This window comes from Arthrobacter mobilis (genome assembly GCF_012395835.1).
Lineage (GTDB): Bacteria > Actinomycetota > Actinomycetes > Actinomycetales > Micrococcaceae > Crystallibacter > Crystallibacter mobilis.
Genome location: NZ_JAAZSQ010000027.1, coordinates 1 through 14,244 on the forward strand (window position 1 = coordinate 1; position 14,244 = coordinate 14,244).

Annotated in this window: 11 protein-coding genes; 6 read left to right on the forward strand and 5 right to left on the reverse strand. The window is 64.6% G+C overall.

The window, feature by feature from the left end:
• The first annotated feature begins 199 nt into the window (after window positions 1–199).
• Window positions 200–529 carry a hypothetical protein gene (locus tag HGG74_RS18855; RefSeq protein WP_205762189.1) on the forward strand — a complete coding sequence of 110 codons (330 nt, stop codon included), beginning with the start codon at window positions 200–202 and terminating at the stop codon, window positions 527–529.
• A 143-nt stretch (window positions 530–672) separates the two neighbouring features.
• Here HGG74_RS18855 and HGG74_RS18860 read toward each other — a convergent pair whose 3' ends face one another.
• Window positions 673–1,572: a LysR family transcriptional regulator gene (locus HGG74_RS18860; protein WP_168488913.1), complete on the reverse strand. Its 900-nt coding sequence runs from the start codon at window positions 1,570–1,572 to the stop codon at window positions 673–675.
• Window positions 1,573–2,075: 503 nt separating this feature from the next.
• Here HGG74_RS18860 and HGG74_RS18865 point away from each other — a divergent pair.
• From HGG74_RS18865 to HGG74_RS18875, 3 genes are all read left to right on the forward strand, one after another.
• Entirely contained in the window at window positions 2,076–3,329 is a 1,254-nt protein-coding gene (locus HGG74_RS18865) for an NAD(P)/FAD-dependent oxidoreductase (protein ID WP_168488915.1), read from the forward strand.
• 574 nt (window positions 3,330–3,903) lie between these two features.
• Window positions 3,904–4,920, forward strand: a complete 1,017-nt coding sequence (locus tag HGG74_RS18870; RefSeq protein ID WP_281356184.1) for a zinc-dependent alcohol dehydrogenase — start codon at window positions 3,904–3,906, stop codon at window positions 4,918–4,920.
• A gap of 270 nt (window positions 4,921–5,190) precedes the next feature.
• Complete coding sequence (locus tag HGG74_RS18875; RefSeq protein ID WP_168488918.1) at window positions 5,191–5,505, forward strand: hypothetical protein; 315 nt, start codon at window positions 5,191–5,193, stop codon at window positions 5,503–5,505.
• Between the two features lie 970 nt (window positions 5,506–6,475).
• Here HGG74_RS18875 and HGG74_RS18880 read toward each other — a convergent pair.
• From HGG74_RS18880 to HGG74_RS18890, 3 genes are all read right to left on the reverse strand, one after another.
• On the reverse strand, window positions 6,476–7,417 hold the full coding sequence (locus tag HGG74_RS18880) for a DMT family transporter (RefSeq protein WP_281356183.1): 942 nt from the start codon (window positions 7,415–7,417) through the stop codon (window positions 6,476–6,478).
• Window positions 7,418–7,501: 84 nt separating this feature from the next.
• Window positions 7,502–8,890, reverse strand: coding sequence for an MFS transporter (locus HGG74_RS18885; RefSeq protein WP_168488922.1), 1,389 nt, complete (start codon window positions 8,888–8,890; stop codon window positions 7,502–7,504).
• A 164-nt stretch (window positions 8,891–9,054) separates the two neighbouring features.
• Window positions 9,055–10,296, reverse strand: a complete 1,242-nt coding sequence (locus HGG74_RS18890) for an NAD(P)/FAD-dependent oxidoreductase (protein ID WP_168488924.1) — start codon at window positions 10,294–10,296, stop codon at window positions 9,055–9,057.
• Window positions 10,297–10,465: 169 nt separating this feature from the next.
• On the opposite strand from HGG74_RS18890, the gene HGG74_RS18895 reads away from it, so the two are divergent.
• Window positions 10,466–11,416, forward strand: a complete 951-nt coding sequence (locus HGG74_RS18895) for an aldo/keto reductase (protein ID WP_168488926.1) — start codon at window positions 10,466–10,468, stop codon at window positions 11,414–11,416.
• An 83-nt stretch (window positions 11,417–11,499) separates the two neighbouring features.
• Here HGG74_RS18895 and HGG74_RS18900 read toward each other — a convergent pair whose 3' ends face one another.
• Complete coding sequence (locus tag HGG74_RS18900; protein WP_168488927.1) at window positions 11,500–12,666, reverse strand: zinc-dependent alcohol dehydrogenase; 1,167 nt, start codon at window positions 12,664–12,666, stop codon at window positions 11,500–11,502.
• A 273-nt stretch (window positions 12,667–12,939) separates the two neighbouring features.
• Between HGG74_RS18900 and HGG74_RS22200 the strand changes: the two genes are divergently transcribed.
• Window positions 12,940–14,067 (forward strand): PucR family transcriptional regulator, encoded by a 1,128-nt coding sequence (locus HGG74_RS22200; RefSeq protein ID WP_168488929.1) that lies wholly within the window; start codon window positions 12,940–12,942, stop codon window positions 14,065–14,067.
• Window positions 14,068–14,244: the final 177 nt, after the last annotated feature.

The window sequence follows — 14,244 nt, forward strand, 5'->3', positions numbered from 1 at the left end:
GCCAGCCAATCCCAGACCAGCCACCCCAATCCTCACAGGCGGTATAAGGGACTGAGTTTCATTGGATGCGAGAACTCCCGTCTGACAACGACTTCGCCGTCTTCGCAGGTCAGGATCCAATCCTGCAGCTTCATCGCTCGATGTGGACCGAGCTGCATCCGACCGCTGTTCCCAATCAGTCGCAGGTACCTTGCATTTAATGCGCGTTTCCACGGCTTCGGGATGGAACCGGCTATCTCCATCCCGGCCTCAGTTGCGCGCCTGCTCACCGATCCGGCAACTGCCAGTGCTCCAGATCAGCCTCATGCTTGCCTGGCTGCTGGTCGAAGTGCCGCTGGACTACATCTTCAAGGTCGACTTCCGCCACACCCGGTGGATGATCATCGGCTACGTCGCCCTATTCTTCACAGCACCGGAGGCATGCTCCGTGAGCCCGCAACCGCAGGCCCCGCTGGATCGCCACGGCCGCATCCTGTTCCGTGCGATGGCCGTACTGGCCTTCGTGCAGCTCGGTTTGAACGGCCAATAGTCGGTCCCGGCTCGATCATCTTGGCGAACCTGACTGTCGAAGCCCTACTCCCGGCTCGCGAACATCCGCCCATGCCAGTAGGCGGCGTCGAGTTTTACCTGCTGCGAGCACCGCGATCTGTTCGGTACACGGACCCTGACCGATTAGCGCGGCACCTGGGGGGCGCCGATGCGCTTAACCATGGCACGCAGGCGCTCGATGGCCGTCGCGGCCGGTTTGGACAGCCGCATTCCCTGCAGGAAATACAGATTGATCTGATACAGGCTCGGGTCCTGGGTAAACTCGACCGGCAGACTGATTAGGGTTGATTCGGGGTTCTGCCATGCCGTAATGAAGATAGAGTCCGTGGACGCGGCAATCCCGGCCAGAAGGTGGAAATTATCCACTTGGACGGTGGCCCTGAGCAGGGCCGCCTCGTGCGCCGGCAGGCCGGCCAAGGTGTCGTTCCAAGCGGTGCCGGACAGTCGCGGGTATCCGGCAAGATCGGCCAGGGCCACGCTCTCCTGCGCGGCCAGAGGATGCTCGGGCCGGACCTGGAATCTGGCCGGGGTCGAGGCGAACGGCAGCCGGCGGACGCGAGTGGATGGCTTCTGTCCGAATGACTGGCCCAAGTAGAACTCGATGTCCCCGGCCAGAAGCTTGGGATACATGACGGCAGTCGAATCGACGACGACCGTTGCTTCCAGCCCGGGGTAGTCCCGGTAAAGGCCGAGGAAGAGTTCCTGGAGGGTGGCCCCGGCCAGCATCGGACCGATGCCGAATGCCAGGGAATGGTGCCCGCCGTCCCCGCTGCCGGTCAGCGACCGCTCCATCTCCTCGCCGAGGTTCAGGAGTTCATCGGCGTAGCGCAGCAGCTCGTGGCCGCCCTGGGTCAGCTGAATCCCCATTCTGCCCCGCTGCCGCTCCAGCAGCCGGAGGCCGTACTGCTTCTCCAGTGCCTGGATGCTGCGCGTCAGCGAAGGCTGTGAGAGGTTCAGTTCGGCGGACGCACGATTGAAGTTCCCGGTCCGTGCGAGCGTGCGGAAATGGAGCAGTTTGTGCATGTCCAGCATGAGAGGCTTCCCGGTCGATGCGGCTTATTAGTCAAAGCTATAAATAGCCGTAGAAACATTCATTAGACATCAAGTGATGCATACCACTTGACTGGATGTCAACACGGCACATGCCTGCTTGGTCGCAGGCCCCGGCGACGAAAGGACCCCCGGTGACTGGCTGGACGACTATCGGCAACGACCTGCTCATTCCCGCCCGGTACACCAGCGACGATCATCACGAGACCTTCCGGATTGTGCGCCATGACGACGCGACAGCATCAGCGGATGCGGCGGCGCAATCTCCCACGACAGATGCCCATCACGTCAAGCCGCCGGGGAAGGAATCCGTCCGCGGCCTCCAAGGATGGGCGAGGGCTGCTCGAAATGGCTGACGACGCCACCGAGGACAGCCACCTGACCTGTCAGATCAAATGCACACAGGCTCTTGGACGGCACGTCCGCCAATGTGGCCTGACCCGCTGAACGCGGAATCAGGGAAGGAAGACGAAGATATGAGCAGAAATTTTGATTCCCTCATCGTGGGCGGCGGCAATAGCGGCGCCCAGACGGCCCTGGCCCTCAGGGACGCAGGATACGGGGGATCGATCGGAATTGTCACCGCGGAAAGACACCCGCCCTACGAGCGGCCCCCACTCTCGAAGGACTACCTATCGGGGATCCGCACCGAGGCGGAGCTGCTGCTGCGCCCCGAAGCGTTTTGGTCCCGGGCGGAGGTGGACGTGGTTACCGAGCGCAGGGTCATCCGGGTCCGCGCCGGGGAGCACTTGGCCGTCCTGAATGACGGGCAGGAGGTTTCCTACGGCAAGCTCGTGTGGGCCACCGGCGGGGAGCCCCGCAAGCTGAACCTGCCAGGCGCCGACCTGCAGGGGGTGTTCACATTCAGGACCTTGGACGACGCCCGGGCGGTCAAGGAGGCCACGGGTTCCGCCCGCAGCGCCGTGATCATCGGCGGGGGCTACATCGGGCTGGAGGCCGCCGCGGCCTTCCGCAAGGCCGGGCTGCCGGTGGCCGTTCTGGAAGCGCAGGACCGTCTGCTGGCCAGGGTCACGGGCCCGGACGTATCCGACTTCTTCCTGCAAATGCACCGGAAGGCCGGCGTTGACGTCCGCCTCGGCGTCGGCGTAGAGGCGATTACCGGCAAGCTGGGCCGTGCGGCTGCAGTACGGCTGAGCGGGGGGGAAGAGCTTGCCGCCGACCTGGTGCTCGTAGGCATCGGCCTGATACCCAATTCCGGCATCCTGGCCGAGGCCGGAGCCGCGTGCAGCAACGGCGTCGACATCGACAGCAGGTGCCGCACTACGCTGTCCGACGTCTACGCGGTTGGGGACGTTGCCAACTTTGCGTCGGAGTTCTCCGCCACCGGTGCCCGGGTCCGTCTCGAATCCGTACCGAACTCGGCCGAACACGCGCGGATCGCCGCCGCGGACATCACCGGAACCGCACCCCCAGCTCCTGCCGTGCCGTGGTTCTGGTCCAGCCAGTACAACATGAAGCTGCAGACCGCCGGCCTGATCACGGGCTACGGCCAGACTATCCTGCGCGGCGACCCTTCCACAGGAAAGTTCAGCGTCCTCTACCTCCACAACGGTGCCGTGATCGGCGTAGACGCCATCAACAACACCAAGGACTTCGTTCAGGGCAAGGCGCTCGTGGCCGCCCGTGCCGTCGTGGACCCCGAACTGGCAGCAGATCCGCGTCTCCTGCTCACCGACGCAATCCGGACGCCCCAGGCGGCGGCTTCATGACCGTCCTGGCAGGACTGCTGCGGGAGATCCGGGACAGCCTCACTGAGGCAGGAACTGACTGAAGTGGCCGGCGTCTACCCAGAACTGTACGAGTTTCCCCTCACCGAGACGCCGAGCAGGCCAGCGGCGGGGATTCCATGGCTAGGTATTCCGGACACGTCCGGTTCCTGGGGCACGGCAGTCTGCTCGACGCGCCGATCAGGGATCCCTGGACCCAGATCCGCGGTCGCTAGATCGTGCCGGGCATTGCCCGGACGGCAGCCCGGGGAGCCGCGGCCCCGCGCATCGTCCTGGTGCTGCCCTCCGGGAAGCCACAGCCGCCGTCTCCTGGCTCAGGGACAGTTGCCCCGCTCCGAACCGAGCTTCGAAGACTCCTGCGTCTTTGGAAACATCCATCCCGGGCACCGTAACGGGCCCGCGCGGCAACCCCAGCGGCCTGCCACCTCTGAACGATCACTCAGGACAACGACAAGTTAGGACAGCAATGGAATCACACGCACGTGCCGCCGTATACGAAGGCCCCGAGAACTTCACGATCCGGCGGATACCCCTTCCGGATGTCGGACCTGCGGAGATGCTCGTGGAGGTGGTCCTCTGCGGCGTTGACGGCTCGGAACTGCACATGTACAAAGGCGAAATGGCCTGGGTCAACGAGCAGGCACCGGTGGTGTTCGGTGATGAGATCATCGGCAGGGTTTCGTCCATCGGTGCGGACGCAAAGGCCTGCCGCGGGTTGGATGTAGGCGACCTGGTCACCGTCGAATCCCGCTGGCCCTGTGAAGGCTGCCGTACCTGCGACACCGGACAGTACTACCTGTGCGAAAAGCGAAACGTCTTCACCGGCTACGGGACGCTTCCGATGTCCCATGCGCCGGGGCTCTGGGGAGGATACGCCACACACGTCTTCGTCCCCGAGTACGCCCTTGCCTACAAGGTGCCGGAAGGACTTTCCGAACGTACGGCACTCATCGCCTGCTCCCCTCTGGCTAACGGCATCCGCTGGGTGGAGAAGGGCGGCACCAAGCCCGGTGATCATGTTGCCGTGATCGGCCCCGGCACCCAGGGCCTAGCCTGCGCCCTCGCCGCCGTCAGGCTGGGGGCCAAAGTAACCTTGATCGGGCTTGAGGCCGACTGCGAACGGCTGGAGGTAGCCAAGGGATTCGGTGTCTTCCACACCGTTGCCATGGAACGCGGCGAGACCGTGGACGTGACCATTCGCCGCATTCAGGAGGCTGCAGGGGATGTTGACGTGGTGGTTGAAACGGCCGGAGCCGGCACCGCCAAGAAACTGGCGCTGGAGCTGGTCCGGCCGCTGGGAACGGTTGTAAATGTCTCCGTGACCACACCGGCTGAGCAGCCCGTGGACTGGCCGTCGCTCATCCAGCGTGAAGTCACGTTGGTCAATCCGCTGTCCCACCCTGGTGCTGTCGACCGGGCCTTCGAACTCGCGCAGGAACTGCTCGCCGACGGCATTGACATCGGCGAATGGATCACCCACGTCTACGGCTTGGAGGAAGCAGACAAGGCCATTGAGGCGGCAGCCTACAAGCTCGACGTACGGCCGGTGAAGGTTGCCCTGCAGCCACGATAACTAGGGATCCCCGCCCGGCCGACGGATTGTTCCGGTCCGCGGACAGCGTGCCGGTGGCCGAACGGCGCCGCCGCTGCCCCGGCGGCCCTGTCGGCGGCCGGCATTGCCGACGTCCTCCGCCAACGCACGCAATACGGTCGGCCGGAGCATTCCACACCAGCCGTGCGGGGCCGGAGGGAATGATTCGGAAACCGCCAAGCCCCGCAGGCAGACCTGCGCCACCGGAAAATAACTCGTCCCGGAACTCAGGTCCGCCTCCAGTCTGCGTCCTTGCAGAAAACCAAGGGATATCACATGCTTCATGAAGCTGGTCACTCACAAGCACAGGCCTGCCCGGACGCCTTCTTCCCGGCCCCGATGAGAGGCTACCCGTTTGATGAATGGGACAGACTGGTCGGGGCAACGGTTGAGGTCCGGCTCAACGGCAACCGCGTCCGCACCGGCCTGGTCGACGCGGCGACGCCCGATGGTTCGATCATCTGGCTCTCTCAGGACGGCCCCCTGGACCGGGTCCTGATCGAGAAGGCGCAAGGGTATGAAATGTGGATCAGCCCCGCGCAGCTCCGGGAACGGGAAACCCAGTAAATCCGGCCCGGCGAAGAGCGTCCGTACGGTCTGCACTATCACGGCGGTCTGGTAACTGGCTTTGCAAGACCCGCGGAGGGCCCGATCCAGAATTTATGGTTTCGGGCGAATTACCTGCTCTTCAGAAACTCACGGCAGCGGTGACACCCGGGGAGCTTGGTCACACCGTGTCCTATTTTACAGATGTGCTAATTCAATCACTTCACACAAGGTTGGTTGCCGGTGCCTTGTGGGCAAGTTCGTCATCGGCTACCGGCAAGTGCATGAACTCATTCTGCGTAGCAATGCCGGCGACTACGTAGAATATCCCCCTCATTACGGTTCCCCACCATCCGTATGCGGGAAGGTGCGGCCCCTGACCCCTTGGAAATGCTCGGGGGCCGCACTCTCAAAGATGCTTCCCTAACGCGAACGCGGTCTCTGCTGATGCCTCTTTACGCATGCCAGGATTCAGGGCCCGTCCCCCGAAAACTGCCCGCCGACAGACGTGCCAGATCCGGCTCAATGAGAGCCCGGATTCTGGCATTCCGCGGCGCCGGACTCCAGGCTGCAGTCATCCTGCTCCTCGGCCGCTGCCCGTACTGCCGGCAACGCGCACCAACCTAACGAAGTACTACTAGGCCGGCCCCACCGTGATGCGTTCTCGCTGCTCCCGGCCGTTGAGGAGTACCCATGAATGCTGAAATCTTCGATTCGCGTATACCTCGCCGCAGAAAGCACGGCGAAGGTCCGGCTGATTCTAAGGGTGGGTGGATGCAACGGGAGGTAAGTCCGGCGGGCTGGGCGGCTATGCCCGGCCTCCTGACAGGTGTAGGGGGCGGCGGGTTGTTCTTCGGGCTTCCGCCCTTCCGCCCCAGCCAACCGCGGCCAGATGGTGCCCGGGCACGCAGTCAGCGGCCCCGAGACCAAGGAACCGGGAGCCGCTCACCTGTGGGTTCTTGGGATCTGAACCCACAACCAGCCGGTCCCCTCAGTCGGTTTCCGAAAGCGGCTTCCGGTTCGTCAATAACCTCAGCCGGATAACGCCGGCCGGCTGGATGAACACCAGCGCAAGGAGCGTTATCGCCGCTCCGGTCAATTGGTTCCAGGAGATCGTCTCGCCGAGCACCAGCACGCCGAGCACAATACCGATTACGGGCGCCAGGTAGAGGCTCGACGAGGCAACCGAGGCACCCCAGCCGCGGATCACGTTCAGGCTCCACAGCACTGCAAGTCCGGAGCCGAACACACCCAGAACGATGATGGCGGTCACCACCGCCCAGTCAAGCTGCACGGGTGACAGCGCGACGACGGGGGTGAGCACGAGCATGATGACGGCCGCGATACACGTCATCAGCACCGACAGAGATGCGCCGGGAAGCTCCTCTGGCTGCACGAATTTGCGGATGTATGCGAAGCTGAAGCCGAAGCTCGCCGTCGCAAGCAGGCAGGCGGCCGACCCCCAGAAGTCGGCACGGACGTCACCTGACTGCCAGGGTGCCATGATGACGCTGACGCCAACGATGCCAAGCATCAGCCCGACGACCTGGATGATGCGCAAGCGTTCGATGCCGAAGATGAGCGCGGCCCAGATGACCGTCATGATCGGCGTCGTCGCGTTGTAGACCGAGGCCAGGCTCGAGGTGATGTACTGCTGGGCCCAGGACAGCAGCAGGTACGGCATCACGAGGTTCGTTATCGCGAGTACCGTCAGGTGGACCCAGGCCGCGGCCCTGCAAGGCAGCCTGATTCGGATGCTGAACACCGCGGCACATAGCAGGGCAGCGGCACCGAGGATGGCGCGCGTCCAGACGACCTGAGTGAAGCTCATGCCGGTGAGCGCGATCGTCATGAAAAGGTAGCCGCTGCCGCCGGCGAGGCTCAGCCCTGCGAATTGGGGACCGATCCACCTGGTCCCGGGTCTGTCTGCCATCGTTCCCTTCCGGATCCCTGTGGCGAAGCATGGAAAACGCCAAGACGTCCCCGGCGGGCTGCCGGGGACGTCATCACAACCCGGCTATGTCCGGATGTTCTGCGCTGCCGCGGTGACCGGCAGTTTCTGGGCCTCGTCGAACTTGCCGTCGGTCAGCTGCGTCTTCGCTGCCATCCGCTGTGCCATCACGGCAATAGCCGCACCGATGACAAGCAGGCCTGCAATGAAGTAGAAACCGGCGTTCGTGTTGCCCGTCGTGTCGATCAGGTAACCGGTGACGATTGGGCTGAAGAACGACGCGGCTGCACCGAGCGAGTTTACGATCGCGATCGCGGAGTAGGCACCGGCTCCGGCGAACACCCGTGACACGAGCGGCATGTACAGGTTGCCGCTCATGCCGGCCATGCCAACCATGGCCAGCGCGATGATCAGCACGCTGGGGTCACCGGCGACGGTGGTCCACAGGCACCCGATGCCGCCAAGGACCGCGCTTCCGGCGATCAGGATGCCGCTCTGGCCGGTCTTGCCCGCGATCCAGGAGAGTCCGAAGGCGTAGATCATCGCGATGAGCATCGGGATGCCGGCAAGGAGCGCCGACTGGAACATGTTGAAAGTTGTGCCGAACTGTTCCTGGAACCCGGTCACCACGGTCGGTGTCCAGACCTGGATCGTGTACGAGGCGTAGTTGATCGCGAAGAAGCCAAGGCCCAGCACCCAGGCGCGCCAGTCGCCGATGGTCGTCATGATCGACTGATGTTCGATGTTGGCGCCCTTGGCATCGGCGGCCAGAATGTCGGCGTATTGCTGCTTCTCGGTGTCGTTGAGCCAGCGGGCCTCCTTGGGCGTCTCGACGATGCCGAAATGTGCGGGGATTGCGCTGGCGACGGCGAGCAGGCCGAGGAACAGCAGCAGGAAGCGCCAGCCAGGGAACGCCTCGGCGAAGGGCAAAGCGTTACCGGCGCTGATGAGGCCGGCCGAGATGATGGGCCCGAAGATGCTCGAGAGCGCAATGGTCGATCCGTAGATGACAAAGGCCAGGGGGCGGTAGGCACGGGTAAACCATGCGGTGATGTAGAAGTAGATGGTTGGCGTGAATCCGGCCTCGGCGACGCCGAGCAGGAAGCGCAGCACGATCAGGGTCTCGAAGTTCGGCGCGAACGCGATCACACACTGCAGCAGACCCCAGGTGATCAGGATCTTGGTGATCCATTTGCGGCTGCCGGCCTTGGTCGCGAGCCCTGCCGTCGGGACCTCGAACAACACGTAGCCGACAGTGAAGATGCCGACGGCGAACCCGAACATTGTCGCGGTCATCGCCAGCGAGTCGTTCATGCCCTGGGGGCCCGCGAAAGCGAGCGAGATGCGGTCGAGGAACGCGACCAGGCCAAGGAAGCCGGCCAAGGGCATAATGCGCCACATCACCTTGCGGCTTAAGTTCCTGACGATCGCGGGGTCTATTGCCCTGGTCTCCATAGGTGTGTCTCCAAACATCGTTGTTCGCAAATTGCAGTTTTTGCGTCGCTGATTCACCGCTGCGTCAATAATGCATTCCCGGTGCGGGTCCCCGTCCCGACTGCTGTCGCCTAATCAGCCGGGGTCGGGCGACAGTCGCAGGGTCGGGCGCCGGGCCTCGCGAGTCAGGCGGCGCCGACGGAATCGAGGATGAACTTCAGGTCGGCGGACTCACGTACGGCATCGGCCGTCGTCCGCACGCCTTCCTGCACGAGCAGCTTTCCACGCGCGAAGTCGCGCACATTATTAATGCAGTCGAGAGCTATGACGACGCCGTTCCTGAGATAGACCACGCTGAACTTACCGCTGCCAATGTCGCCTCGCACCACGGCTTCGTCGTGGCCGGCCAGGAGGCCGACCGTCTGCAGCTTGGTGTCATACTGGTGCGACCAGAACCAGGGCGGCGCGGGGCTGGCCTGCGGCTGGCCGAGAATCGCATTGGCAACAATCTTGGCCTGTTCGGTCGCGTTCGGCACCGATTCAAGACGCACCCGGCTGCCGCCGGCATAAGGATGCTCACGGTTGGCGCAGTCGCCGACGGCGAAGATGCCGGCAATGCTCGTGCGGCCGTCCGAATCGACGTCGACGCCGTTACTGCAGGAGGCGCCGATACGCGCCAGTGGCTGGATATTGGGCACAAGGCCGATGCCGACAATGACAAGGTCGGCCGTCAGCAGGCTGCCATCCGAGAGCACCGCGCCGCACACGCGCCCGTCTTCACCGACCAACTCGTCCACGCCGGCCGCGAGCCGGACATCGACGCCGGCGTTGCGGTGCAGGGAATGGTAGTAATCCGAGACGATCGGGCAGGTGACTCGGGCCAGCAGCCGGTCCTGGGCCTCGATGACCGTGACGGGGACGTTCCAGTGGCGGAAGGCGGCAGCAAGCTCAAGGCCAATGTGGCCGCCGCCAATGATGGCGGCGGACCGGGCGGATCCGGCGGCTTCACGGATGCGGTCGGCGTCGGTAAGGGAACGCAGGCTCAGCACGCCGTCGAGCTCGGCGCCCGGAATGCTCAGGCGGCGGGGCGATCCGCCTGCGGCCCAGACCAGCTGGCCGTAGCCGAAGCGTTCCCCGTTGTCGTCCGTTACCATGCGGTCTGCCGGATTGATCTCCGTTACGGTCCTGCCGGTGACGAGTTCGACGCCTGTATCGCCGAAGAAGTCGTCGGACTTCAGCGCAAGGTCCGGGCGCCCAACTTCGCCCCGCAGATAGCCCTTCGACAGCGGAGGCCGGTCGTAGGGAGCATGCGGCTCGTCACCGATGATGCCGACGGTTCCTTCATAGCCACCTTGCCGCAGCGAGACCGCAACCTGGGCACCGGCGAGACCTGCACCCACAATAAGAATGTCGGACGTTGAATTCATGCGCTCTACGGCCTTTCTTGAAAATCCCTACCCGCGCGAAACGGATGATGTGGCGGCACCACCTGCGGATACAGTTCATCGTGACGCCAAGATATTTGTCTAATGCATTTTGATTTACAGAAAAATATCTCCAGAACATAAGGGTGGCTGACAAAAAGGAGGAGGCGGGATGCCTGCAGCGGCAAGAGCAGTAATAGGCACGATGAACTTCGGCGGATCGGTCGACCGGACGACGGCGCTCAAGATTATCGGCATGGCCCTCGAGGCGGGCGTGACTCGTTTCGACACGGCGAATATCTATGCGGGCGGATGCAGCGAGCAGCTGCTCGGCGAGCTCCTGCCGCGCCAACGGGACGGCCTCGAAATCGCCACGAAGGTCGGACTGCCCGAACCGGGCGCCGATACGGCGCCGCTCTCGGCCGGCAATATCCGCGCGAGCGTCGAACGCAGCCTGCACCGGCTGCGCGCCGAGCGCATCGATCTGCTGTATTTCCATGCACCGGACCGCTCCACGCCGATCGCGGAATCCCTTGCCGAGGTGGGGCGGCTCCACGAGCAGGGACGGGTGGCGGCGCTGGGACTTTCGAACTTCTCGGCCTGGCGGGCGGCCGAGGCCCGCCACATTGCAGCCGCTGCCGGGGTGCCGGTTCCTGGCACGGCACAGCAGCTCTACAACCTGCTCGCCCGGCGCATCGAAGACGAGTTCGCGGACTTCGTCGCCGCCTCCGCCGTGGAAACCACCGTCTACAACCCGCTCGCCGGGGGCCTGCTCGGCGGAGGACACCACCGTGACCGCCTTCCGGAAGCCGGCCGCTTCGGTGATCCCTCGACCGCTGCAGCATATCGGGACCGCTACTGGCATGCGGACGTGTTCGACGCCGTCGAGCGGCTCGATGTCCTCGCTGGCGACGCGGGGCTCACCCTGCCCGAACTCGCCCTGCGCTGGCTGCTCGTCCAGGACGGGCTGGTTTCCGGCGTGCTTGTCGGCGGGTCGCGGGCCCCGCACTTCGCCGCCAATCTGACGGCGCTCTCGCGGGACCCGCTGCCGGCCGATCTCGCCGCGGCCTGCTCGCAGATGACCGCGCGGCTGCGTGGCACCATGCCGCCCTTCGCGCGCTGAACGGTGAGGACCGAGGCGGCTTGGCGCCCCGGCCCTCACCCGGTTGCCGGCCCAAAGGGGTGCAGGGGGTCGGCTTGATACAGCTAGAGCGCGGGGTTGAGCACGACCTTGATAGGGGACTCCTCGGTGCGGTTGGCGGCGACGTCGATGGCGGCTGCCGCGTCACGCAGCGCGAACTCGTGGGTGACCAGCCTGCCCACATCGAGACCGTTCTCGAGCAGCTCGACGGCGAGATCGAGAGATTTGCCGACGGTGTGAGGGTGCGACATGGGGTTGAGCATCTTGATTTCCTTCATCAGCATCTGCTGGAAGTTGACCGGCTGCTCAATCGGTGATGCGACGGCGACATTGGTCACCGTTCCGAGGGGCGAGACCACCTCGTACGCCAGTTGCTTCGCCGGCGCGAAGCCGGCCCCCTCGATCACGATGTCCACCTCGCCGACCAACGCTCGAATGCGTTCCGCGGTCTCGCCCGGGTTCTCCCCCGGCGCGATTGCCACCGTGTGCGCTGCCCCGAGCGACGACGCGGCAGCCAGCCGTTCGGCGTCACGTTCCAAGCCGACGGAGACAACTGCGGAGCCGGCCCGGACAGCTGCCAGCACGCTGGCGAGCCCCTGGGGGCCGGGCCCGATAACGACAACGGTCTTGCCGGGGCCGGCCCCGGAGACCTCGGTCCAGCGCAGTCCGTTTGCGAGCACCGAGCAGGCGAAAAGCGCGGCCCGTTCCGAGAGCTGCGGCGGAATCCTGTAGAGCAGGGCGTTCCTGGGCACGTACACATGCGAGGCATAGCCGCCCCAGAGCGACGGGGCCTCGGCCAGCGGGATCGAACCATAGCCGCGGTGGCCGGTGTTGTTCAGGCAGATGAAGTACTGGCCGCGGTCGCAGTGGCGGCAGCCCTCGGGACAGGGCCAGCGGGACTCCACGGTCACGAAGTCGCCCATGTCAAGACCCCGCTCCTCCCGGGCTGCCTCGCCGATGGCGGCGATGCGCCCGACGATCTCGTCCCCGAAAATGAGTGGGGCGCGCCCGTTGAACATTTCCAGTTCGCCGTTGAACATGTGCAGCTCGGAGCCGTCGACGCCGCAGAGGGTGACTTCCAGCAGCACGTCGTCGGGACCCACTTCGGGAAGCGGGAGTTCCCGCAGTGAAAAGGTGCGGGGTGCCTCATAAACGACAGCGGTTGCCGTGGTCCCGGCCGCGGATACCGCGGCGCCATCACGGATGGAGGTCACAGAGGTCTGATTGTTCACGATTGCCTTTCCGTTAAGCGGCCGGGCTTCCCGTCTTTGGGTCTCGCGCCGCCGTGGGTACGTACGATGGGGCGAAACGGCGGCCCAAACCGGGTTATGCCTGTGAGCACAGGCTAGGCAGCAGGACCTGGCGGTAGCCAGCTATAGGGGTAGCGGTTTCGGCGTCCGGAACGCGACGGTTCGTCGCCATCAGGCACAATGGTCAGCAGGCACCCTGCCCAAAGGCAGGTTTTCGAGGTGCCGGGCATGTGGGCAATACCGGAGGTTCTGCGCGTGAGTTTCGAGATGCAAGACCTGGTCGACCGCCTTTATGCCGCCCTCGGCACTCCCGTCACCCTTACCGACAGGCAGGACCGCATGTTGGCCTACTCAAGCCAGCCTCTGGACAAGACGGATAAGGTAAGGCAACAGTCGGTGCTTGGACGGCACAGCGATGAAGCGACCCGCCCCGTCAACGACTTTGCCCGGCACGTGCAGTCGACTACACGGTTGCCGGCCGACCCGGCAGCCGGACGGCTCGAACGGGTGATAGTCCCGCTGCGCACCCAGGGACACATCGCCGGCCTTCTGTATCTGATCGACCCGGACCGCCGTGTGACCGACGAAGCCCTCGAGCGGTTCGCCGACGAGTTCGAGGCCGTCGCGCGGCAGATCGAACTCGTGCGGATGCCCCGGTCCACGTCGCAGGCGGCGGTGCGCTCGCTCCTCAGCACCAATGCCGACGAGCGGCAGATCGCGGTCGAGGAACTCAAGGGCTGCCTCGGATCCCCTGCGGACAGGCCTAGCCGCACCGTGGTGTTGGCACCCCCAGGTCGGGACCACTCCATGCCGTTCTGGTCGCGGGTTTTTGGCGCACGTTCACCGTGGAGTGAGATCGACGGACTCTACGTCTATCTGGTCACCGAGGACCTGGACCCCGACGGTGTTGCCAGCCGCGTGCGGTTCGCCGGCGGTTCCGGCGCCGTGTCCGGTGTCGCCATTGGAATTGGTGGATCCTCCCCTGGCCTCGCCGAGGCCTACCTGTCCTACCGCACCGCGCTTCGTGCGTTGCAGCTCGCGAAGTCCGGGCTCACCGGTTCGAACGTCGCGGCGTGGGACACGATGGGATCGTGGCGCACGCTGCTCTCCCTCGACCGCTCGGCTGCGGAGGCTTCGATCGACCCACGGGTGCGCCTGCTCGTCGCCTCCGAGGACGGGACCCTGCTGCGCATGCTGCGCAGCTATCTGGAGCGCGAGAAGGATAATGACGAACTGGCCACCGAGTTCCACATGCATCGCACCACGCTCTACGCCCGCTTCCGGCGCCTGCAGGACAAATACGGGCTTTCCTGGGAACACCCCGAAGACCGCCTTGCCACCATCCTCGGACTTCGCATTACCCTGCTCTACGCAGGCAGCTAACAGGGTGCGGCTGCGGGCCGGATCGCCCCCCAAGCGCAGACTGAGCTGCTCAAGGCAGGGTTTTTATATATGCAGAACATAACTAGTTCATAAATAATGCATTAGACACACCTTTCTTTCGGCGCGAGTATTGCAGGGACACGACAGACGCGGCATCCCTCAACGAGCAAGACCGAA